The following is a 22,569-nucleotide window of genomic DNA, read 5'->3' as shown; positions in this document are numbered from 1 at the left end:
AATGAAAAGGCTTTCATGGTTTAATAAAGTGATGTACTTTTTCAATGTGGTACTTGCCCTATTGACTATAGTTGCCTATATACTACCGTTCCTTACACCAAGAATGTTTCCTTTTCTATCAGTGCTTACGCTGGTGCTGCCTGCCATGCTTATTTTTAATTTCCTGTTTTTTTTATACTGGCTGCTGCAAACAAAGAGGCAATTATTGCTATCGCTCATTATACTGCTTGCAGGCATTACCTTTATTAATAAACTTTATAAATTTTCGGCAACAAACCTCCCGCAGGAACCGGGAGATATTACTTTTATGACATATAATGTAAGGCTATTTAATTTATACGACTGGATGCCGGACAGGGATGTGGCTGAAAAAATTTCTGGTTTTGTAAAACAGCAAAACCCTGATATTGTATGCCTGCAGGAGTATTCGCAAAAGGGTGATGGCCGTTTTGTGCAATACAGGCACAGGTTTGTTTTTAAGGCTGAAAAGCAAACAAGCCAGGCCATATTTTCCAAATATCCGATACTTGACAGCGGAAATATTAAATTTCCGGATTCCGGAAATAATGTTATTTATGCTGATGTAGTTAAAGGAAAAGATACTATACGGATATACAGCATGCACATGCAGTCTATAAAGATAAGCCCTGACATTCATGAAGAAATGGATGAGGAAAGGTCTAAAATGATTTTCAGGAGGCTAAGTGGTGCTTTCAAACAGCAGCAGATGCAGGCAGAACTGTTACAAAAGCATAAAAATGACTGCCGCTATCCCACAATAATTTGCGGAGACCTTAATAACAGTGCTTTCTCCTATGTGTACCGCAATATAAAAGGCAATATGCACGATGCATTTGTAGAAGCGGGAAATGGGTTTGGCAAATCATATAACTACAAATATTATCCTGCAAGGATAGATTATGTATTTGCAGATGAGGTTTTCAGGGTAAAACAGTATAGGACTTTTAACAACTTTGTATATTCAGACCATTTTCCAATAATCACAAGGCTTTCTTTAAACAACGCTTTGGAAGAAGAAAAATAATTTATAATTCCTGCCTCTTTAGATAATCCAATGCATAGCGCCCCTCATTAAAAAGCAGGTCGAGTATGCTAAGGTTATTAATATAACCATGCTTTTCTTCAAAAACCTGTGTGTAGGGCTCAAAGGAAGATGTATCTTTCTTACCGTTTGCCAAATGCCTGTAATCTTTTACGTTGTCAACTTCATGAAAGTACTCAGTGGTTTTATCATAAGAAAAATCCATCCCAAGGCATTCTGTAATAATTTCCATTATTTGGAAATTTAAATCCATCATGTAAGTATGTTGCTTCTCAAATACAGGGCGTATATCATCTTCAAAATACTCAAAGAAAGGAGATGTGCGATAAGCAGCCTCAAGTGATTTAAAGTGTTGCTTTTGCCAGTCAAAAGCTGTTTCAATCTTTACATCTTTAAACTTTTGATGGCTTTGTTCCTTATTATGCTTAAGCGGTATGTTTAAAAGCTGGATGCCATTGGGGCCGTATATATACATCCGGTTGCGGTTGGTTTGCTTTTGGAAATTGTCCTCAACTTCAAAAGTTATAGTATCCGCATGCACCATAGCCACAAAATGGCTTATTGATGGAAAATAGGTAGGATGTATTAAAACGCTGTTCATTTTTTAATAGGTTTGAAATTTAATACATAAGCTTTGACTTTGGTATTAATTTCAATTATTGTTAACTAAGCATTAGCATCCTTCTTTTTCTTCCAGAAGAAACTTATTATAAAATAGGCTGCCAGGGCAATAAGGAAATATTTAAAGTAAGAAACAGGTTTCCCTTCACCGCTTACAGTTGTAAACATCCTGTCCCAACGGATTTTCTTATTCTGCTGGTCAATGCTGAGCCAAACGAATACAGGTTTTCCAACCACATGGTCTTCAGGCACAAAACCCCAGTAGCGGCTGTCTTCCGAATTGTGGCGGTTGTCACCCATCATCCAGTAGTAATTTTGCTTGAAAGTATAACTTGTGGCAGGTTTGCCGTTTATGGTTATAACATCACCATCAACAGACAAATCATTATGCTCATACTCATCTATAATCATTTTATAGAAGGGAAGTGTCTCTTTATTCAGTCCTACGGTTTTTCCTTCTTCTGGTATGTATATAGGCCCCATATTATCCACATTCCAGTTTTTGGTATGCGGGAATATAGATTTATCTCCGCCTTCTGCAATCCTGCGTGTTACAGATTTTATGCCCGGATTATTTTTAATCCTTTCCACACTTTCGTCTGTAAGTGAGGTGAATATATAAGTGTTCTCGCTAATCCTGCCGTAACTGTCGGTAATTTTAAGTTCATCCTGTAAATAAGCATCATTCAAAATGCTTCCGTCTGTTACTACTTCATAAGAGTATTGCGGTTTTGCCCTCTCCGGGAAAATAAGTTCTTTACCGTCAATATAAACAATACCATTTTTAATGGAAAGCGAATCGCCCGGTGTACCTACACAACGTTTTACATAATTGGATTTTTTATCTACAGGTTTACGGATATCCCTGCTGTTGGGATCACGGAAAAATCGTACTGTATCAACGGGCCAGTTAAAAACAACAATATCATTTTTTTCTATCTTTTCAAATTCCGGTAACCTGAAATAGGGCAGTTGCGGCCATTTTAAGTATGACTTCATGCCTGTAAGCGGAATACTGTCATGTACCATGGGCATGGCTACTGTAGTCATTGGGGTGCGTGCCCCATAATGAAATTTGCTCACAAAAAGGAAATCGCCCACAAGCAGGGTTTTTTCCAATGATGAGGTAGGTATGGTAAAAGGCTGCATAACATAGGTATGTACTATGGTTGCAACTACAATGGCAAACAGCAGGGAACTTAATGTATCGCCTGATTTGCTTTTGGCTTTAAGGCTCCTGTCTTTTACATATGTTACATCTTCAGCATAATTTATATAATATATATATAAACCAAGTGTTGCCACACCCAGGATTGTATCGGATAATTTATTTTTACCAAAGCTGCGTAATGTTTCTACCCATACCACAGGAAACATAATAAGGTTAACTATAGGTACAAAAAGCAGTATTACCCACCAGCGTGGCCTGCCTATTATACCCATTAAAACTACTGCATTATATACCGGGATAGCTGCTTCCCAAGATTTTCTGCCTGCTTTCTGGTATAATTTCCATGTACCCAGATAATGTATTACCTGTACCGCAAGGAAAAATATAAACCATTGTAATAGTGTCATTTTATGTATGTTTTATTAATATGTCTTATTAATAGCTGTTTTGTTACTATAACTCCAAAACATCTTTCATGCTGTAAATGCCTTTTTTTCCTAAAAGCCATTCGGCAGCTATAACAGCACCCAAAGCAAAACCTTCGCGGCTGTGCGCAGTATGTTTTACTTCTATACTATCAATAGCAGAGTCATACTGTACAGTATGCGTGCCGGGAACGCTGTCAATACGTTTGGCATCTATAAAAATTTCATCTTCTTTAGCGTTACCCAAAGCCCAGCTTGAATAGCTGGTATTGGCAATAATATCTTTGGCAAGTGTTATGGCGGTTCCGCTTGGTGCATCCAGTTTCTGTGTATGGTGAATTTCTTCTATAGACACTTTATACTGTTGCAGCCTTCCCATTATTTTGGCTAGGTGGGCATTCAGTTCAAAAAAAACATTTACCCCCAGGCTAAAGTTGGAGCCATAAATAAACGCACCGTTTTTCTCTTCGCATAACTGTGCAACATTATGGTAGTTTTCCAGCCAGCCCGTTGTACCACTCACTACCGGAATATTGTTATTAAGGCATTCGGTTATATTTTTCACAGCAGCGTCAGGAATGCTGAAGTCTATGGCAGCATCAGCATTGCTTAACCCCTCAAACGTACTGCCCGATGTTTTTCTTAAAACAATTTCGTGGCCGCGTTCCAGTGCAATACGCTCTATCACTTTGCCCATTTTTCCGTAACCTAAAAGTGCAATCCTCATAGTATTAAAATTGGTAATTAAGTGTAAGCCCCATATTGTATTTATAGTCAATCTGGTTTTGCTGTAACTGCGGGCGCAATGAAAGGTTTTCGTTTACATTAAACTGCATAAGGTGTGCATCTACATTCGCCTCTACAATATTAAGTATGTATAAGCCAAAAGTAATTAGCAATGATAAGTCCCTGTTGCGTTGGTGAAAGCGCTGCGCCCTTATAAGGCGGTCACCGTCAAGCCCTGCAAGTTCTCCTGTAAGCTCTTTGTTTACCAAAAGGTCTTTATAAGCATCGCGGTACTCGTGGTACTTATTGTTGTTCCATATATAATAATAAAGGCTAAGGCCCATAGCCCCATAAACAATAGGTATTTTCCAGTACTTTTTATTATATGCCTGGCCAAGCCCCGGGAGTATGGCCGAATAGAAAGCTGCTTTTGATGGTGAAAGCGGGTCTATGGTATAAGGCTTTAAAAGAAGGGAGTCCTTCTCGGTAATATTGGTTTTTAAATCTTCGTCCTGCGCCAATAGTGGAACTGTGGATAAAAGAAATAAAATAACGGATATGGCAAGAATATTTTTCACTAACCGCCGATAAGTTTAATTATCCTGTTGAAATCTTCCTCAGAATGGAAAGGTATCGTTATTTTGCCTTTGCCTTTCGCATCTACTTTTACATCAGCTTTTGCACCAAAAAATTCATTAATGGTTTTTTTCTGTGTTTCCTGTACTGTAAAGGGATTACCTTTTTTTGCCTTTGCAGGAGTTGGTTTCAGGCTTTCCTGATAGCTTTTTACTAAAGCCTCGGTTTCCCTTACCGAAAGGTTCCGGCTTACAATTTTTTGGTAAATATCTGCCTGTGCATCGTGGTCTTCTATGTTAATTATAGCACGGCCATGCCCCATGGTAATAAATCCGTCGCGTATTCCTGTCTGGATTATAGGGTCCAGTTTTAAAAGACGCAGGTAGTTGGCTATGGTTGAACGTTTTTTACCCACACGGTCGCTCATCTGCTCCTGTGTAAGCTGAATTTCATCTATAAGCCTTTGGTAGGAAAGTGCAATTTCAATCGGGTCAAGGTCATGGCGCTGAATGTTTTCTACCAGTGCCATTACTAATGATTCATTATCATTAGCCAGCCTTATGTAGGCAGGCACTGTAGCGAGCCCTGCCATTTTTGAGGCACGCAGGCGTCGCTCGCCCGATATTAACTGGTATTTGTTATAGTCAAGCTTACGTACCGTAATGGGCTGTATAACGCCAAGTTCTTTAATAGATGTGCTTAATTCCTGCAGCGATTCTTCGTTAAAGTTCGTCCTCGGCTGAAACGGATTTATTTCTATAGCATCAATATCAAGCTCAATAATGTTGCCTACTACCTTATCCGCATTTTTATCTTCCGCTGATTTTATATCATTTTCAGGGTCTTTTAAAAGTGCAGATAATCCTCTTCCCAGTGCTTGTTTTTTTATAGCTTTTGTCATAAACCTACTTTACTACTATTTTTCTTTATAATTTCTTCTGCCAGGTGCAGGTAGTTTGAGGCACCCTTGCTTGTAGCATCATAATTTATAATGCTTTCGCCATAGCTGGGCGCTTCGCTTAATTTAATATTTCTTTGAATAATGGTTTCAAATACCATGTCATTAAAGTGCTTTTGTACTTCCTCAACTACCTGGTTGGAAAGCCTTAGGCGCGAATCATACATGGTTAACAGCAACCCTTCAATATCTAATGATGGGTTGTGAATTTTTTGTACGCTTTTAATGGTATTTAATAATTTGCCCAATCCTTCAAGGGCAAAATATTCGCACTGTATGGGAATTACAACAGAGTCGGCCGCAGTAAGTGCATTAAGTGTAAGCAGGCCAAGCGAAGGTGCGCAGTCTATCAGTATATAGTCATATTTATCCTTTACGCTTTCCAGTGCCTGCTTAAGCATGTATTCCCTGTTTTCCTTATCTACAAGTTCAATTTCAATAGCCACAAGGTCTATATGCGCCGGGATGACCCAAACATTAGGCGATGTACATTCTATGGTAGCTTCATCGGGAGTGTTGCTGTGCTCCAGTATCTGGTAAGTACCAACCTCAACCGACTCCACATCAATCCCCAGCCCGGAGCTGGCATTCGCCTGTGGGTCAGCATCTATAAGCAATACTTTTTTTTCCAGCACACCCAGCGATGCAGCAAGGTTTACAGTGGTTGTTGTTTTACCTACGCCGCCTTTCTGGTTGGCAATAGCAATGATTTTACCCATTTACAGTTTACAATTTTTGAACCGTAAAAATACAATTATTTATGGTATCTGGAAACGGAATTTGTTAACATTGAAACCAAAAAAAAGCCGCACATATGTGCGGCTTTTTTTAATATAATTACAAAGGTTACTTAATAATAAGTTTTTTTGATTGTGATGCATTGCCTGATTTAAACTGTACTATGTACATGCCCGGGCTCAATTGGGAAAGGTTAAGTTCTTTTGTGTAAAAACCTGAATTATTTGTTATTTCGGTTTCATACACTTTTGCTCCCGCTATTGAATAAATGGTTACAATATTCTTGTCCGGAGTTGAATTTTTAAGGTCGTAAATAACCGTTACCCTTTTATCGGTTGACGGATTTGGGTAAAGCCCAAATGACATATTGTTGTTTAAATCCTTAAACCCTGCGGTAGCTGTTACATCTTTATAGTTAAAGCTTAGGTTCCCGGTAGATTGGCCTGCAAAGGAAGTAAAATACATCCTGTAAATATTTCCTGCAGCATCTTTTACATAAAAAGTGGTTTCAGGGTCAACTACATAGCTGAAACTTGTCATATCAAATGTTTTCCAGTCATCTCCAATGGTATTAATATTGGCAGAGTAGTTTCCTTCGGCAGGTAAGGCAGGATCATTTTGTGTATTGCCTGTTTCGTCAATTTGTGCAACGCTCACACCATTACTATGTAATGCTCCTGTAACACTGTACATTATTGGGTTATCTTCAGTACCCAGGTTTGTGTAATATTTTCTAAAAACAATATCCCAGGCGGTATCTTCAGGTGCTGCTGTAACCAAACCATTAGCAAGGGAATAGTAGTTGAAGGAATAGCCCGCATTATTTGATGCAGATACAACCCCGGTTTCGTCGCTGCTCCATGCAGTTCCGTCCCAGCTTGCATATTTAAATGTTGTTATACCTGTAAAAGGGTCGTAATCTTCAATGATGATTTTTTTATAGGTATTATCAGCATACTTAAGTACAAAAATTATTGTGCCGTTAATATGGTGTGTGCCTATATTATAGCTGCCCCATCCAAAACCAAAAGGCGGGTTGCTGTTGCTTCCTTTGTCAAATGCGCCTGCCCATTCGGTATCAGAATTATATAATTCAATCCAGTTAGCTTCATTGGCCACGTCAATATTCTGCCAGTTAGAGGCGCTGTTAGAAGCTTCAAACAATTTTATGCCGGCACCGTCATTTACCAGTATAGTGCCAATACCCATTCCTGATGCTTTTTCAAATGCTATATCCCAGCTTGCTGCTGCAACCGGAGTTTGGGTATTAGTAGCAAACTTATAATATACCTGGCTGGCATAACTTGGCTGCATAGCTATATTTACGGTAGTATAATCCTGCGCAAGTGATAGGCCTGTAAAAAATAAAAGTGAGTAGTGAAGTAGTTTTTTCATCATGTTTTTAATTATTAATCTAAACGTGGTGCAAATATAAACACTATTTGTATTAAGTCTAAATAAAAAATTAAAAAATTGACATAAAAAATGCAGGCTGTAAACCTGCATCAAAATGTATATTATTTATTCTTTTTGGCTTTAATCATAGCTTCCAGCATGTCCCACATTTCATCGGGTATTGCTTCCAGCAGGTTAAACTGCCCTGCACCTTTAAGCCATTCGCCGCCATCTATGGTAATTACTTCCCCATTTACATAAGCAGAAAAATCAGAAACCAGGTAAGCAGCAAGATTCGCCAGCTCCTGATGATCGCCCACACGTTTTAACGGTACTTTTTTAGCAAGGTCAAACTTATCTTTAAGGTCGCCCGGCAGCAACCTGTCCCAGGCACCTTTAGTAGGGAAGGGGCCCGGTGCAATAGCATTAGAACGGATACCATATTTAGCCCATTCTACTGCAAGGCTTCGGGTCATTGCCAGTACGCCTGCTTTTGCCGTTGCACTGGGCACTACATAAGCAGAGCCTGTCCAGGCATAGGTGGTTACAATATTAAGTATGGTAGATTTTTCCTGCTTTGTATCAATCCAGTGTTTGCCAAAAGCAAGCGTACAGTTTTTTGAACCTTTCAACACAATATCTATAATAGTATCAAACGCATTAGCCGAAAGCCTTTCAGTAGGTGATATAAAATTGCCTGCTGCATTATTTAGCAGCACATCTGCTTTTCCATAAGCTTTTAATACAGCTTTCAGCATATTTTCTACCTCATCATAATTACGTACATCGCACTGTACAGCAAGGCATTGCCCGCCGGTTTCGCTTTCCAGTTCTTTGGCAGTGTTTTGTAATTTTTCAATATCGCGTGAAGTTATGGCTACTTTTGCACCAAGTTCCATAAAATATTTTGTCATTGCTTTACCCAGGCCACTACCACCGCCTGTAATAACAATAACTTTATCTGTAAGCGCATCATCACGAAGCATTTTTTGAGTGTAGTTCATCAGTTATGTATTTATTGTAAAGATAATTAAAGCAGTAATATACTTCACGACAATTCAGTGGAAGATAAACCTTTTTATACTAATATTTATTTGCACAATACATATATAAGTATATAACTAAAGCTATCTCAATTAAGGAAAGAACCACCAATATTGTTATTTTAATCCAGCTATAAGGGCGCTGCCCCTGTACTTCTCCAGTCCTAGCATTAACTAAAAACTGGTATTTCTTTCCATTATAATTATAAGCACATGTATATATAGGAAGCAGTAAATGCTTAAACGTTATATTTGTATACTGGGTATTTACAGTGAAAATACGTTGTTCATCACCTCCTATTTTATTCATTATCGTTAAACTTATTTCAGGAGTAGCAATTTTTTTGGCAGCTTCAAAACCTTCTTCTAAATTAACCTGATATTTTTCAGTTTTATAATCGTTTAAGTAGATGTCCCTAAAGGGCACTAAATTTTCTAAGTCCCAAGGCTCAAGTTTTTTTATATATTTTTCAGGGAGCGATTTAGTTGCACTAATCAGTACATCATCAAACATCATTTTGAGACTGCCTTTTGCAGAATACCAACGTATTTTTTTTACTCTGCGGTTTTTGGCAACCGTTTTTCCATTTTCTGTTGTTGTATAACTTTCATTTTCATAGTAATATATTCCCTTTTCCCCCGTGTATTCGCTATTAGTAATAATGCCGTACGTCCAATACGGAATATAAATACCTGTAAAATTGCCAAGGCTTATTATTTCATATAAATTATCAGGTGCCAGCCTTAGCATTTCAATCCATTTCCTAAATTCTTCATTTGCCTTATCAATGCTTATATTAAAAGGTAATATTGATTTAGGTTTGATAATAGTATCTTCGTAAGCGCTTCCAGTAATTAAAGGTGAAGCGCAAAAAGAGCAGGTTGTAGGCGATGCAAGATTTATAGAGAATATGGCACTACAATTTTCGCACTTTATATATTTTGCAGTTATAGTTTCTCGGGTTACAAATTGCTTTTTTAAGAAAGAGCCGTAATCAATTTCTTCAATCATTTTTTATTTATGGTATCAGTTTACTAATGAAAATTTTATTTGATGACGCAGCATTATGACCAGTTAATACTGTAAATATAATGATTAAACAATATGCTTTTTATAGTTATGTATTTTATAAAGGTCAGTAAAATTTTATATGCCTAAAAGGATGCCTTTTGATATTAAAAATAAGTGAAACAGTATAAATATAAAAAATAGCTGAAGCATTGTAAATGGCTGAATTTTAGCTGTTATAAATAAAAAACCACCTAAGAGATTAGGCGGTTTTCTATAAGTTGTCGGGATGACTGGATTCGAACCAGCGACCCCTAGCACCCCATGCTAGTACGCTACCAGGCTGCGCTACATCCCGAATTTTAAAGGTGCGCAAATATATATTGTTTTGCATAAATAAAAAAAACAACATCTTTTATTTTATTGTTCTACTGAAATGAAAATAGCTATTTCGGCATTATTCCAGTCAAAAGATTCCCCGTCATATATTTCAAAATCTGCTTTGTAAGCCCTTTTAATATCCGAATTCCATATAGTACGCCATGCATCAGCCACACAGTCGGGCATTTTTCCTTTTGCAGTAATTATTTTATAATTACCTGGCGGAATGACAATATTTTCCATTCCCTCAGGTGCAAGGCTTCCTGCAGCCACACGGCATCCTATAAAATAAGAGTAAGGTTTTGTGTGGTCGCCCTCATAGTCATAGTATACAGCATATATTTTATTTTCAAGCTTGTTATCAATTTTACTAAAGTAGCCCTTACTTTCAAATTCCTGCCAAAGCCTGCCACAATCCTGCATTGCCTGGTTATTTTCATTTGTTGTTTTTTCCTTAAGGGCTATACCTGTCAGGTATATTGTTTCTAAGTTATTCATGATTTTTTAGGAATTGAAAAGGCAGCTATTGCTGCCTTTAAATTATCACTTTGCGGGAGAACTGTTCCCTTCTGTTTTGTTTTTACGGCGTTTAACACCATAAGAGCCACACCAAATTTTTCCTCGTTTAGTTTTTACATCTCCTTTTCCCATAATTTGAAGGTTTCTATACTTTCAAATATAAAAATTACCTTCAAAAATAAAAAAATCAGGAACCGATACGGTAAATGTTAACTATATCGCTGGTTATTTTTTCAAAATCTATAGCAAGGTCTATTAATTTCCCGCTTCTCAGGTCAAATACCCAACCATGCACTGTAAGGCCGCGTTCCCTTATGGCCTGCTGTACTTCTGCCGTTTTTATAACATTAATACATTGTTCCTGTACATTAAGTTCCACAAGTCGATCATAACGTTTGTTATCATCATCAATACTGTCCAGTTCTTTTCGGTGCAGGCGGTACACGTCACGTATATTTCTTAGCCATGGATTCAATATCCCTAAATCCATACTTTGCATAGCTGCTTTTATACCACCGCAGTTGGTATGCCCGCAAACTACTACATGCTTAACTTTTAAATGTACTACTGCATAATTAATAACCGACATAGAATTTAAATCGGTATTTGGTACCATGTTGGCAATATTGCGGTGCACAAATACTTCTCCGGGTGCTCCGCCCATAAGCTCTTCCGCAGTTACGCGGCTGTCTGAACAGCCAATGTATAATATTCCGGGCGACTGCCCTTCCGATAGGTTATCAAAATATCTTTCATCTTTGGCCAGCTGGGTATTAATCCAGTCGCGGTTATTTTCAAAAACTTTTTTTATGTCCATACCTGTATAATTTGGTTTATAAAAGTATGGTAAATTGGTTTAAGCGTCAACTAAAAGTTACGGTAATGTAAATATTGATTTTGCAGCTTTGGAATTACTTATAAGCAATGCGTAATCTATAAATGAAGTTGTTGTTTGGCCATTATAATCAATAGCTGATTTTTCAGGAGTTATAACCTGGATGAGGTCTATGCAGCCGGATTTACTGTAAGGACTGTTACTGCTGTCGAGCCTGAAAAGAGTTAAGTCAGACATTTTTTGTTTTTTAAATGCATCAATGCCACTGAAATATTCATTGCCACTATCCCCGGTTCCTTCAACACTGGTAGTAGAGTAGGAATATTCACCATCTTTAAAAATATCGTCCCATATCACCTCCGATTTATTGAAATACCCAATAATGCTTATCAGGCTTTCATTATTGTAAATATTATTTTCCAGCAATTGCGTAAAAAATGAAGCAGCATTACCTTCCTTAGCTTTCAGCAGGTGGAAAAAGCCGTAGCGGGCAAATACAAGTTCGTTTTGCAGATTGTATTTATTATATAATTTTATATAATTATTGTAAATTTCTTTTTCCCTGTTATAATTCCTAAAACTTGTTTTTAAAAGAGTAATAACATCTTCAAATTTTTCCCTGTCTGTAATTTTTCCCAAATATTCAGCTTTATTTATTTCATAATCGGTTACAAATCCAGAGAGTTGTTTTTTACTAAAGCTATTATAATAAGGTGAATAATCAGTTGTGTCTGTTATAACGGTATTTTGAAGCTGTTTTGCCTTGTGCCATTCTTTATCCTTAATCAGCGTTAGCAAAAGCCTGTAATAATATTTATAAGTTACTACGGGGTCTGGCCCAATAACTGTGAGCTTTTTATTTTCGGGCAGTGCATCATTAATTTTTTTCAGCTTTCTCCATTTCTCAAAAACTTCCACAGTACGTTCCTGCGGTATTCGGGTGCCATAATGTATAATGAGGTCTTTAAGTAATACCTCATCACCTGATTTAAGGTATTCATTTAAAAAACAGGCTATGGCCATATCGGTTTCTGCAACATAATAGCGCAGGCCGTTATTTTTGCATAAAGACGCTACTAATGCTAATTCTGCATCTTCGGTTTTAGCACTTCCATGGTAAGCTCCAAAGCCTATAAGCCTGGCATTTGTTTCTGTAAAAGTAAATGGTTTTGTAATGTCCCATTTGTTATCGTTAAGATAAGCCTCTTTGTCCTGAGCCAATATAATATTGCAGTAAAGCAACAATAAAATATTGATATAATATTTCATAATTATAATAATTGATATGCCAAAAATCAATTATTATAGGGTAATAAAATTGTAAGATTGGGACAATCCAAATTAGATATTATTGATTAATTTTCAAAACCTTTAATAAGCACTTCGAGTATTTTAATAGCAGCATCGCTTATCCTGGTTCCCGGCCCGAATACTGCTACGGCTCCGGCATCAAAAAGGAACTGGTAATCCTGTGAAGGTATAACTCCGCCCACAATTACCATAATATCTTCGCGCCCATATTTTTTTAGTTCTTCAATAACCTGCGGCACCAGGGTTTTATGCCCCGCAGCCAGTGATGACACACCAAGAATATGTACGTCATTCTCAACAGCTTGTTTGGCAGCTTCGGCAGGTGTTTGAAACAATGGGCCAATATCCACATCAAAGCCTACATCGGCATAACCGGTGGCAACTACCTTTGCACCACGGTCGTGGCCGTCCTGCCCCATTTTTGCAATCATAATGCGTGGGCGGCGGCCTTCCAGCTTCGCAAATTCATCTGCAAGCTGTTTTGCCTTTTCAAAGCTCACGTCATTTTTAATCTCTTTACTGTACACTCCGCTAAACGATTTTATTTGTGCTTTATACCTGCCGTAAACTTCTTCCAAAGCATTGCTTATTTCTCCCAGTGTAGCTCTGTGCCTTGCAGCATCAACTGCCAGTTCCAGCAGGTTGCCTTTATTGCTTTTTGCTGCTTCTGTAAGTTTTGCCAGGCACTCCGATACCTTTACATTATCCCTTGAAGCTTTTATTTGCTCAAGTCGCTCAATCTGCTGTCGGCGCACTGTTTGGTTGTCAACCTCAAGAATGTGAAGTGGGTCTTCTTTTTCAAGGCGGTATTTATTTACGCCCACAATTATGTCCTGCCCGCTGTCAATACGTGCCTGTTTGCGTGCGGCAGCTTCTTCAATGCGCAGTTTTGGTATTCCGGCTTCAATAGCCTTTGTCATCCCCCCAAGCTCTTCTACTTCTTCAATTAGTGCCCATGCTTTTTGGGCTATTTCATTGGTAAGGGATTCTACATAATAGCTCCCTGCCCACGGGTCAACCGTTTTGGTAATCTTTGTTTCCTCCTGCAGGTATATTTGTGTATTTCGCGCTATCCTCGCCGAAAAATCGGTAGGCAGGGCTATAGCCTCATCAAGTGCGTTGGTGTGCAGGGACTGTGTTCCGCCAAAGGCAGCGGCGGCAGCTTCAATACAGGTACGTGCCACATTATTAAACGGATCTTGCTCTGTTAAGCTCCAGCCACTTGTTTGGCAGTGGGTGCGTAAAGCAAGCGATTTCTGGTCCTGCGGATTGAATTGCTTTAAAAGTTTAGCCCATAGCATACGCCCGGCGCGCATTTTGGCAATTTCCATAAAATGATTCATCCCTATAGCCCAAAAGAAAGAGAGGCGTGGGGCAAATTCATCTATCTTCATGCCTGCTGCAAGCCCTGTGCGGATATACTCCAGCCCATCTGCCAGTGTATATGCCAGTTCTATATCGGCAGTAGCACCGGCCTCCTGCATATGGTAGCCCGATATACTTATAGAGTTGAATTTCGGCATTTTTTTGCAGGTATATTCAAATATATCAGCAATTATTTTCATTGAAGGCGCAGGAGGATAGATATAGGTATTGCGAACCATGAATTCTTTCAGGATATCATTTTGTATTGTGCCCGAAAGCTGTGCGGGCTGCACACCCTGCTCTTCTGCAGCTACAATATAAAATGCCATAATGGGCAGTACAGCGCCGTTCATGGTCATAGAAACAGACATCTCATGCAGAGGTATCTGGTCAAAAAGGATTTTCATATCCTCCACACTGTCAATAGCAACACCGGCTTTGCCGACATCGCCTACAACACGCTCGTGGTCGCTGTCATAGCCACGGTGCGTGGCAAGGTCAAATGCTACAGACAGTCCCTTTTGCCCTGCTGCAAGGTTCCTGCGGTAAAAAGCATTACTCTCCTCAGCGGTAGAAAATCCTGCATACTGGCGGATTGTCCAGGGGCGGCGCACATACATGGTGGCATAAGGCCCGCGAAGATAAGGTGCAAATCCGGCACCAAAATCAAGGTGTTCCAGCTTTGTTATATCATCTTCTGTATAATTTTCTTTAATAACCACACCTTCGGCGGTAGTAAAAGTACTGCCTTGTACTGTAGTGTTTTTGCTTTCGCTGCCAAGTTTTATATGTTGAAGGTCTTTCCTCATAATTTTAACTATTCCTGTACGGTTTTTTCGCTGTCCAGCCTGTCCTGTTCTGTTTTTTCTGCCAGCCTTTTTTCTACTATAGGCGTAATAAGTGTTTTCCTTGGATTATTCTTTACAAACGGGTAAAGTTCCAAATCATCACTCATCCTGTCATTTTTATTAGGATATTTATTGGTTCCTAATAATATCTCTTTGCCACTGTCAAAAAGTTCCTGTTCTTTTGCTGCGCTTTCCTGTATCTTTTTCTGTATAGTTCCCTCTTTTAACTGGCGAAGGAAACCACCATTGGCCTCAATATCTTTAAAAAGTACCAATGCCCTTTCGGCAAGCTGCTGTGTTAATTCCTCTATGTAATAAGAACCATCAGCAGCATTGGTAACTTTGTCAAAGTAACTTTCGTGCTTAAGTATCAGCAGTTGGTTACGTGCAATCCTGTCGCCAAATTCATTGTCCTTATGATAAATAGCATCATATGCGAGGTTACAAACAGCATTTGCCCCACCCAATACCGCACTCATACATTCTGTAGTGGTACGCAGCATATTTACATTATAATCGTATAGTGTTTTATTGCGTTTTGTAGGTGTGGCTATAATGTGGCATTCCGGGTTGTGGCCGTATTCAGAGGCTATTACGCCAAAAATTTGCCTGAGTGCACGCAGCTTGGCAATTTCAAAAAAATAATTTGAGCCTGTTGCCATTTGAATAACCATGGGCTTGTGGATGGTAGCTATGGCGTTAAAATATTCATTGGCATGCGCCAGTGTATATGCAATCTGCTGTATGTAATTGGCACCGGCATTTTGATACAGGCTACCGTTTACTGATAGAAAATGGATGTTTGTACAGGCTATGGATAAAGTATTTAAAGCATCAAGGTCTTTATCCATACTGTTGTTCCAGTTTCCGTCTTTGGCAAGGTGGCCAACCGGGTCGGAAAACACATAGATTACAGCCTTTTTTTCTTTGGCAACAGCGTCAACCTTTTTTACGAAATCGATTGACAGGAATGATAAATTCAAATAAACCGGAACGGTTTCCAAAGGCAGGGCAGACAGCAATGCCTCAATATCGGTATTTTTATCTTCAATGGTAAAACGCAGGCTTTCCGCACCTCTTGAAAGGGAGTTGGCAGCACGCGCTATTGATTTTTCAAGGTCATGCACATAAATATCCTGGCATATTGAAAAAGCAGGCAGTACACCGGAGTGGGCAACAGTGCGTTTAAACTCGTCATGGTGGTAAAAAGGCTTAACCTTTATACCTTCGGGGCTTTCCCAAATAAGTGTTTCATTATAATCGGCACCCTTCAGTTCATATTGTATAAGCTGTTTCCACTGTTTGGAAGAAACGGGTTCAAATTCATTAAAAAGATTTTCACTCATGTTATAGCGGTTTTTTCCCTTTGCCAATAGTGTCCCCTTCATATTCAATTATATAAATATCTTCGTTTTCACGCTTCATATAATATTTTTCGCGGGCATACTTTTCAGTCTGGTCAGGGTTTTTAAGCTGTTTTATGGCAGCACTGTCGCGTTTAATTTCCTGCAGGTAATACTGTTTGTTTTCTTCAAGTTCCCTTATTTCCTTATCAAGCACAGGGTGGTCAAAATACAAGGAATAGTTATCAATAAAAACTATCCATACTGCAAAAAGCAAAATAACCAGTACATACCTGTTGCCTAAAATTTTAAGCACAGGGTATTTGGCGGTTAATTTGCTGAAAAGTTTCATGCTGTAAATTTACAAACTATTACAAAGTAATGGCTTTTTTTTAATGAAACGTAAAGAAAGCAGTGCTATTTGCCTCCTGATAGAAGCAAATATGCAATACACCCTTATTGGGAAATTATAATATCCTTTGGTTTATTACCGCCCTAACCACATCAATGGCTACGGTATTGTATTTATCATTAGGGATAATAATATCGGCATGGGCTTTTGTAGGCTCAATAAATTGTTCATGCATAGGTTTTAATGTAGTCTGGTAGCGGTTCAGTACCTCATCCATATCCCTGCCTCTTTCTGCAATATCACGTTTAAGGCGGCGTATAAGCCTTTCGTCAGAATCGGCATGCACAAATATTTTTATATCAAAAAGTTCCCTTAGTTTGGGGTCAGATAATATAAGTATTCCCTCCACAATCATTACCTTCCTCGGGTGGGTTAAAATAGTATCGTCAGTACGGTTATGGGTTACAAACGAATATACAGGCTGCTCTATGGCTTTGCCCTCCCTTAAATCTTTAAGGTGGGAGGTAAGAAGCTCAAAATCAATAGCGCGGGGATGGTCAAAATTTATTTTGGAACGGTCTTCAAAACTAAGGTTGCTGGTTTCGTGGTAATAGTGGTCCTGCGAAATTACGCCTACTTCAGTTTGAGGCAATTCATTCATAATCTGGTGTACAACGGTAGTTTTACCGCTTCCTGTTCCCCCTGCAATTCCTATAATAAGCATGCTTGTAATTGTGTTATTTATTTTTTTGCAAAAATAGCAATTAAATATGGCGTTCCTATCTGCCAAAGTAATTTTTGGGTTAAGAATTTAATACAGGTTCATCCTTTTGCGAAAAGTTGTTCAAATACAATTAAAAAAAGCTAAAGCAAAAAGGAAATAAACTTATATTTGAAAATAAACTTTATCCGGAAACGGACACATTTATATTTAAGACATCAAGATGAAAAAAATAGTAACCCTATTAGTATGCCTACTGTGTTTTGGTACTGCCAATTCGCAGGAAGTAATTTACCATGTTTTTCAAAGGAGCTTTTATGACAGTAACGGCGACGGGCACGGTGACCTTGAGGGTATCCGGCAGAAGCTTGATTACCTTAAAGAACTGGGGGTAACCTCAATACTGCTTACACCGCTATACCAGTCAGATTTTTACCATAACTATTTTGCAACCAATTTTGAAAAGATAGACCTTAAATACGGGGTTATGAAAAATTACCGTGATTTGGTGAGGGAAGCCCACCAGCGTGGGTTTAAAATATACCAGGATGTTGAAATGCAATATGTAACAGGCAGGCACCCCTGGTTTACAGAATCTTATAAAAACCCCAAATCAGAGTACAGTGAATACTTGTATTATAATGATAAGAATAATGAAAAGCCTTATTACTTTTTTGATATTCCTGAATTTACATTGTATGATAACAAAAAGGAGCAGATTATAGTGGTAAACATGAAAAGCCCAAAGGTTAAGGAATACACTTTTAATGTTTTGAAATTTTGGGCCGACCCTGACGGAGATGGTAATTTTGCAGATGGGGTTGACGGTTTCAGGCTTGACCACATGATGGATAACCTTGATAACTCAGGGAAGCTTACTAACCTGTTTGCCGACTTTTGGCAGCCTTTACTAACCGATTTAAAGAAAATTAACCCTGATTTGAAAATTGTGGCCGAGCAGGCTGACTGGGCTTCGTACGGGCATGATTATTTAACAAAAGGCGGAGTGGACAGGGTTTTTGCATTCAGGCTAAAATATGCCATAAATACTTTTGACAAGCAAAAAATTGCTGCCGCTGCCGACAGTACATTTAATTATATGCCCAAAGGCAAGGAGCAGGTGGTTTTTTTAGAGAACCACGATACCAGTCGATTTGCATCGGAAGAGGGGATGAACCTGGGAAAGCTTAAAGTTGCTGCAGCGCTCAACATACTTATTGGCGGCATACCTTCTATTTATTATGGACAGGAAATAGGCATGAAAGGGACGCAGCTAAAAGGAAAAACCGATGGTAACGACATTCCGATACGCGAGGCTTTTGAATGGTATGCCGACGGAGAGGGTAAAGGCATGGCATTATGGTATAAAGATACCGGGATGTGGTGGGATAATACCAATATGAAGCCTAACGACGGCATTTCCCTTGAAGAGCAGCGCAAAGACAAAAAATCGTTATGGAATTTTTATAAAGAGCTTATTCATATAAGGAGGTCGCAAAAAGCGGTGGCACTGGGAGAGTATAAACAGGCAAAAAACAGCAATGATAAAGTGTTTTCATTCACCAGGTCATATAATGGTGAAAAAGTGCTGGTGTTTGTTAATTTATCGGGCGAGGAGCAGGCACTTTCAATACAGGAAACTATAAATGTGAACAATCCTAAAGTGCTTATTGGCAGCGAAGCCGGACGCGTTTCAAAAGGTGGCAGGACTTTAATTATGCCTCCTTATGATGTGCAGGTGTGGAGGTTGTATTAAAAAAAGCGGCGACACGCACTAAAAAGCTTACTCCAAAAAAAGCTGCATAATAATAATTTTTGCAATATAAATTATTGGTTAACAAAAACTTAATGTTTATTTTATTTCTTGTAAACCCTATAGTGGTATGTGGTTCATACTTTTGACAAAGTGTCAATTTTTAAACCAAAACCATAATGAAACAAGAAACTACTTTTACAGGTAAAACAACGTTATTTAAAATGCTTGTTTTTCTTGTAATAAGCTTTTTTACTTTAAATGCCAACGCACAGTTAATTAACTGGAATGCCAACGGCCTTTCGTCATTTGGGCCTTCGCCATGGAATCCTGAAAATATAAATGCCAATTTAACAACTTCAGGATTGGTAAGGGGTTCGTCTATAGCTACAGGCGGAAGTTCGGCGGCAAGTTGCTGGGGAGGATCCGGTGGCTGGAATGCGGGGTCTGGCGCTACAACAGATAATAATAGCTTCCATTTTACCGTAGTGGCGCAAAACGGCTACAGCGTTAGCCTTTCAAGTATAGGCACAAGGACAAGAAGGTCAAATTCGGGGCCAAGCGGTTACACATTATATTACTCTGTTGGCGGAGGTGCTTTTGCTTCAGCAGGTTCTGCAAGTACAACTTCAACAGGAGGTACTTCGGGAACAGCAGGTACAATAAACCTGTCCGGTATAGCTGCTTTACAGGATGTTGCCCCGGGAACCGTTATCAAATTCAGGATAAACCCCACAGGCAGTACCGGTAATTACTACCTTACAGGTGGTGCAGAGGCTTTAGAGGTTAACGGTACAGTACAAATGGCTGTTTTGGCAGCCCCTGTGGCAACCGCTGCAACCGGGGTTTCATCTGAAGGCTTTACGGCCAACTGGGAAGCTGTTGCGGGCGCAACAGGCTACAGGCTGGATGTTGCTACGGATAATGCTTTTACCGATATTCTTGAAAATTATGATAATCTTTCGGTAACAGGGCTTTCTAAAGAAGTTACTATGGGTATACAGCCGGATACACCTTATTACTACCGTGTACGTGCTGAAAATTCAAATATGACATCGGATAACTCCAATATAATCTCGGTACAGGTTTTAGATGATGAGATAGATGCTCTGGTAGCCACCGCAGCTACAGCTGTAGGGCATACAGGTTTTACAGCCAATTGGAATGCTGTGCCCGCTGCAACAGGATATTACCTTGATGTAAGCATTTCACCTACTTTTGACCCTGGAGAATCAATGCCGGAAAACATGATAGGGGTTAATGTAGGCAATGTAACATCTTATGAAGTTACAGGACTTGAGAATGGTACTACCTACTACTACAGGGTAAGGGCCTATCATCCAAGCGCAACATCTGTCAATTCAAATGTAATTTCAACAGCAACCACCTCACCTTTACAGGTACCTGTTGCAACAGATGCTACAGCGCTTGATCTTACAGGTTTTACAGCTAACTGGGATGCTGTTGATGATGCAGATGGTTACTATCTTGATATTAGCACCAATGCTGATTTTTCAATAGAAGGGCCCGGTGTACCTGTAACAGAAACTTTTACCAATATACCTATGGGGTCTTCAGGAAATGGCATAGGTTCTTATGATACAAGGGAGTGGACAGGTGATGATGGTACAGAATGGCAGGCTTTTAAAGCCCGTACGGATAAGGAAATTTATACTGATAATAATGCGATAGGGCTTCAAAACGCAGATGGCGCCTATATACTTTCAGGCCCTATTTCAGGAGGTATTTCACGCATACAGTTTGAAGCGCAGCAGCTTTTTACAACAGGCTCAGGAGGAGAAATTACAGTAACTATTCTTTCCGGCGAAGGTTTTTCCACATCAACAGTGTTGGGAACATTACCCTACAACCTGAGTGACATAGCAATGTTTGACAGTGGTTTTATTGAGCCTATAACAGGCGATTACAAGATAAGGCTTGACAATAATTTAGGTGCAAGGGTTGTAATTGATAATCTTATTTATACATCTGCAAGCAGTAGTGTTCCTGATTTTGTGGCAGGATTTAACGGGCTTAACGTTAGTAACGTTACATCTTACCAGGTAACAGGGTTAGAGCAGGGGGTAACTTATTACTATAGGGTTAGGGCTTATAATAATGCTGAAACAACTGCAAATTCTAATGTTATAGCAGTTGAAACACTGGATGAGCTTTTAGCTCCTGTTGCTACTGATGCTACCAATATAGCTTCAACAGGTTTTACAGCCAACTGGGATGCGGTTGCTTCCGCCACAGGATACAGGCTTGATGTAAGTACTATGGAAACATTTGGCACAACAATAGATGAAGCCACAATAACCGAAACTTTTGAAAATCTGCCTGATAATGGGGCTAATATTTATACAGGTCAGTTTACCGGTGAGGGAATGGAATGGGATGTAGTGGATGCACGTACTGATTTTACCGGTGATGATGGTAAAGAAATTGCACTTAAGGAAAATGGTTCAATAGAGTCAGGTGTAATAGAGGGAGGGCTTTCCTCGCTTGAATTTAAATACTACAGGAAACTGTTTACCAACGGGCAGGTTAAGGTAAGTATATTAACAGGTACTGATTTTTCAACGGTAACCGAGTTAGCTACTTTGCCATTTACAGCTACAACAGCCAATTTTAGCAACAGCACTCTTACTATAAATGAAGATTGTAAAATAAGGATAGAAAATGTTTCTGCCGGGGCTAATATATTTGTTGCTATAGATAATCTTGTTTATACCGTCCCTGAACAATTTGAGCCTTCTTTTGTTGAAGGGTATGAAAACCTGTTTGTAGCCGGCAACAGCCAGGAAGTAACAGGAGTGGCTGCCAACACTACTTACTATTACAGGGTTAGGGCAGAACGTACTACTGAGACCTCTTTAAACTCAAACATAATTGAAGTAACTACCGAATGTGATGCAGTTCCTGTGCCTACAGTAATGATACAGGAATTTTGTGGCACTGCAACTGTGGCTGACCTTGCTATAGATGGTACAAACCCTTCGGCGTGGTATGCAGATGAAACAACAACAGAGCCACTTGCAGATGATACAGCACTTGCTACAGGTACTTATTATGTTACACAAACTGTAAATGGTTGCGAAAGTGAAAAGGTTTTGGTAACAATAATAGTAAATGAGTTACCTGCCACGCCTGTGGCTGCTGCGCAGAGTTTTTGTGGCAGCGGTACAGTAGGCGAACTGGAAGCTGATATTGAAGATGTACTTTGGTATGCCGACGAAAACAGCACAGAGGCATTAACGGGTGATACAGTACTTACCACAGGTACGTATTATGCAGCACAGATAGTTGGAGCCTGTGAAAGCCCAAGGGCTGCTGTTGAGGTAACCGTCAATGAACTGCCTGCTGCTCCTGTGGCTGCTGCGCAAGTATTTTGCGGTAGTAGTACGGTAGGTGAA

General features: G+C 39.2%; 19 protein-coding genes, 1 tRNA gene and 1 pseudogene. 3 read left to right on the top strand and 18 right to left on the bottom strand.

The window, feature by feature from the left end; translation table 11 throughout:
• The first annotated feature begins 1 nt into the window (after position 1).
• Entirely contained in the window at positions 2-1,045 is a 1,044-nt protein-coding gene (locus GSF09_RS09130) for an endonuclease/exonuclease/phosphatase family protein (protein WP_159800642.1), read from the top strand.
• Position 1,046: 1 nt separating this feature from the next.
• Here GSF09_RS09130 and GSF09_RS09125 read toward each other — a convergent pair whose 3' ends face one another.
• From GSF09_RS09125 to udk, 18 genes are all read right to left on the bottom strand, one after another.
• A complete protein-coding gene (locus GSF09_RS09125; protein WP_159800641.1) occupies positions 1,047-1,664 on the bottom strand; it encodes a WbqC family protein in 618 nt (205 codons plus the stop codon).
• A 65-nt stretch (positions 1,665-1,729) separates the two neighbouring features.
• Positions 1,730-3,262: a signal peptidase I gene (gene lepB, locus GSF09_RS09120; RefSeq protein WP_159800640.1), complete on the bottom strand. Its 1,533-nt coding sequence runs from the start codon at positions 3,260-3,262 to the stop codon at positions 1,730-1,732.
• 46 nt (positions 3,263-3,308) lie between these two features.
• Positions 3,309-4,007, bottom strand: coding sequence for a 4-hydroxy-tetrahydrodipicolinate reductase (gene dapB, locus GSF09_RS09115; RefSeq protein WP_159800639.1), 699 nt, complete (start codon positions 4,005-4,007; stop codon positions 3,309-3,311).
• A gap of 4 nt (positions 4,008-4,011) precedes the next feature.
• On the bottom strand, positions 4,012-4,584 hold the full coding sequence (locus GSF09_RS09110) for a DUF5683 domain-containing protein (protein WP_159800638.1): 573 nt from the start codon (positions 4,582-4,584) through the stop codon (positions 4,012-4,014).
• Positions 4,584-5,483: a ParB/RepB/Spo0J family partition protein gene (locus tag GSF09_RS09105; RefSeq protein ID WP_159800637.1), complete on the bottom strand. Its 900-nt coding sequence runs from the start codon at positions 5,481-5,483 to the stop codon at positions 4,584-4,586. The genes GSF09_RS09110 and GSF09_RS09105 overlap by 1 nt, the downstream gene beginning before the upstream one ends.
• Positions 5,480-6,259: a ParA family protein gene (locus GSF09_RS09100; RefSeq protein ID WP_159800636.1), complete on the bottom strand. Its 780-nt coding sequence runs from the start codon at positions 6,257-6,259 to the stop codon at positions 5,480-5,482. Before GSF09_RS09100 ends, GSF09_RS09105 begins: the two co-directional genes overlap by 4 nt.
• Before the next feature lie 127 nt (positions 6,260-6,386).
• Positions 6,387-7,676, bottom strand: coding sequence for a T9SS type A sorting domain-containing protein (locus GSF09_RS09095; protein ID WP_159800635.1), 1,290 nt, complete (start codon positions 7,674-7,676; stop codon positions 6,387-6,389).
• 119 nt (positions 7,677-7,795) lie between these two features.
• Complete coding sequence (locus GSF09_RS09090; protein ID WP_201309342.1) at positions 7,796-8,677, bottom strand: SDR family oxidoreductase; 882 nt, start codon at positions 8,675-8,677, stop codon at positions 7,796-7,798.
• A gap of 79 nt (positions 8,678-8,756) precedes the next feature.
• Positions 8,757-9,728, bottom strand: coding sequence for a hypothetical protein (locus tag GSF09_RS09085; RefSeq protein WP_159800634.1), 972 nt, complete (start codon positions 9,726-9,728; stop codon positions 8,757-8,759).
• 281 nt (positions 9,729-10,009) lie between these two features.
• A tRNA-Pro gene (locus GSF09_RS09080) sits at positions 10,010-10,083 on the bottom strand.
• 62 nt (positions 10,084-10,145) lie between these two features.
• On the bottom strand, positions 10,146-10,604 hold the full coding sequence (locus tag GSF09_RS09075) for a GyrI-like domain-containing protein (RefSeq protein WP_159800633.1): 459 nt from the start codon (positions 10,602-10,604) through the stop codon (positions 10,146-10,148).
• A gap of 45 nt (positions 10,605-10,649) precedes the next feature.
• Positions 10,650-10,757 (bottom strand): 30S ribosomal protein THX, encoded by a 108-nt coding sequence (locus GSF09_RS09070; protein WP_159800632.1) that lies wholly within the window; start codon positions 10,755-10,757, stop codon positions 10,650-10,652.
• Between the two features lie 55 nt (positions 10,758-10,812).
• On the bottom strand, positions 10,813-11,442 hold the full coding sequence (locus tag GSF09_RS09065) for a carbonic anhydrase (protein WP_159800631.1): 630 nt from the start codon (positions 11,440-11,442) through the stop codon (positions 10,813-10,815).
• 57 nt (positions 11,443-11,499) lie between these two features.
• Positions 11,500-12,729: a hypothetical protein gene (locus tag GSF09_RS09060; protein WP_159800630.1), complete on the bottom strand. Its 1,230-nt coding sequence runs from the start codon at positions 12,727-12,729 to the stop codon at positions 11,500-11,502.
• A gap of 86 nt (positions 12,730-12,815) precedes the next feature.
• Positions 12,816-14,948 (bottom strand): methylmalonyl-CoA mutase, encoded by a 2,133-nt coding sequence (gene scpA, locus GSF09_RS09055; RefSeq protein WP_201309344.1) that lies wholly within the window; start codon positions 14,946-14,948, stop codon positions 12,816-12,818.
• A 5-nt stretch (positions 14,949-14,953) separates the two neighbouring features.
• Positions 14,954-16,330 (bottom strand): methylmalonyl-CoA mutase subunit beta, encoded by a 1,377-nt coding sequence (locus GSF09_RS09050; RefSeq protein ID WP_159800628.1) that lies wholly within the window; start codon positions 16,328-16,330, stop codon positions 14,954-14,956.
• Position 16,331: 1 nt separating this feature from the next.
• Complete coding sequence (locus GSF09_RS09045; protein WP_159800627.1) at positions 16,332-16,679, bottom strand: septum formation initiator family protein; 348 nt, start codon at positions 16,677-16,679, stop codon at positions 16,332-16,334.
• 115 nt (positions 16,680-16,794) lie between these two features.
• On the bottom strand, positions 16,795-17,403 hold the full coding sequence (udk, locus tag GSF09_RS09040) for a uridine kinase (RefSeq protein WP_159800626.1): 609 nt from the start codon (positions 17,401-17,403) through the stop codon (positions 16,795-16,797).
• Positions 17,404-17,623: 220 nt separating this feature from the next.
• Here udk and GSF09_RS09035 point away from each other — a divergent pair, with 220 nt between their 5' ends.
• Positions 17,624-19,156, top strand: coding sequence for an alpha-amylase family glycosyl hydrolase (locus GSF09_RS09035; RefSeq protein WP_159800625.1), 1,533 nt, complete (start codon positions 17,624-17,626; stop codon positions 19,154-19,156).
• A gap of 176 nt (positions 19,157-19,332) precedes the next feature.
• Positions 19,333-22,569, top strand: a pseudogene (locus tag GSF09_RS09030) (hypothetical protein); the annotation flags it as partial.

It is taken from the genome of Flavobacterium sp. MK4S-17, assembly GCF_009848495.1.
In the GTDB taxonomy this organism is placed as follows: Bacteria; Bacteroidota; Bacteroidia; order Flavobacteriales; family Flavobacteriaceae; genus Flavobacterium.
This window is presented reverse-complemented; position numbering and strand designations above follow the sequence as displayed.

Bases quoted from the DNA above. Each gene is read 5' to 3' on its own strand.
- GSF09_RS09130 (WP_159800642.1), top strand. From the start codon at position 2: ATGAAAAGGCTTTCATGGTTTAATAAAGTGATGTACTTTTTCAATGTG.
- GSF09_RS09125 (WP_159800641.1), bottom strand. From the start codon at position 1,664: ATGAACAGCGTTTTAATACATCCTACCTATTTTCCATCAATAAGCCAT.
- lepB (WP_159800640.1), bottom strand. From the start codon at position 3,262: ATGACACTATTACAATGGTTTATATTTTTCCTTGCGGTACAGGTAATA.
- dapB (WP_159800639.1), bottom strand. From the start codon at position 4,007: ATGAGGATTGCACTTTTAGGTTACGGAAAAATGGGCAAAGTGATAGAG.
- GSF09_RS09105 (WP_159800637.1), bottom strand. From the start codon at position 5,483: ATGACAAAAGCTATAAAAAAACAAGCACTGGGAAGAGGATTATCTGCA.
- GSF09_RS09100 (WP_159800636.1), bottom strand. From the start codon at position 6,259: ATGGGTAAAATCATTGCTATTGCCAACCAGAAAGGCGGCGTAGGTAAA.
- GSF09_RS09095 (WP_159800635.1), bottom strand. From the start codon at position 7,676: ATGATGAAAAAACTACTTCACTACTCACTTTTATTTTTTACAGGCCTA.
- GSF09_RS09090 (WP_201309342.1), bottom strand. From the start codon at position 8,677: ATGAACTACACTCAAAAAATGCTTCGTGATGATGCGCTTACAGATAAA.
- GSF09_RS09085 (WP_159800634.1), bottom strand. From the start codon at position 9,728: ATGATTGAAGAAATTGATTACGGCTCTTTCTTAAAAAAGCAATTTGTA.
- GSF09_RS09075 (WP_159800633.1), bottom strand. From the start codon at position 10,604: ATGAATAACTTAGAAACAATATACCTGACAGGTATAGCCCTTAAGGAA.
- GSF09_RS09070 (WP_159800632.1), bottom strand. From the start codon at position 10,757: ATGGGAAAAGGAGATGTAAAAACTAAACGAGGAAAAATTTGGTGTGGC.
- GSF09_RS09065 (WP_159800631.1), bottom strand. From the start codon at position 11,442: ATGGACATAAAAAAAGTTTTTGAAAATAACCGCGACTGGATTAATACC.
- GSF09_RS09060 (WP_159800630.1), bottom strand. From the start codon at position 12,729: ATGAAATATTATATCAATATTTTATTGTTGCTTTACTGCAATATTATA.
- GSF09_RS09050 (WP_159800628.1), bottom strand. From the start codon at position 16,330: ATGAGTGAAAATCTTTTTAATGAATTTGAACCCGTTTCTTCCAAACAG.
- GSF09_RS09045 (WP_159800627.1), bottom strand. From the start codon at position 16,679: ATGAAACTTTTCAGCAAATTAACCGCCAAATACCCTGTGCTTAAAATT.
- udk (WP_159800626.1), bottom strand. From the start codon at position 17,403: ATGCTTATTATAGGAATTGCAGGGGGAACAGGAAGCGGTAAAACTACC.
- GSF09_RS09035 (WP_159800625.1), top strand. From the start codon at position 17,624: ATGAAAAAAATAGTAACCCTATTAGTATGCCTACTGTGTTTTGGTACT.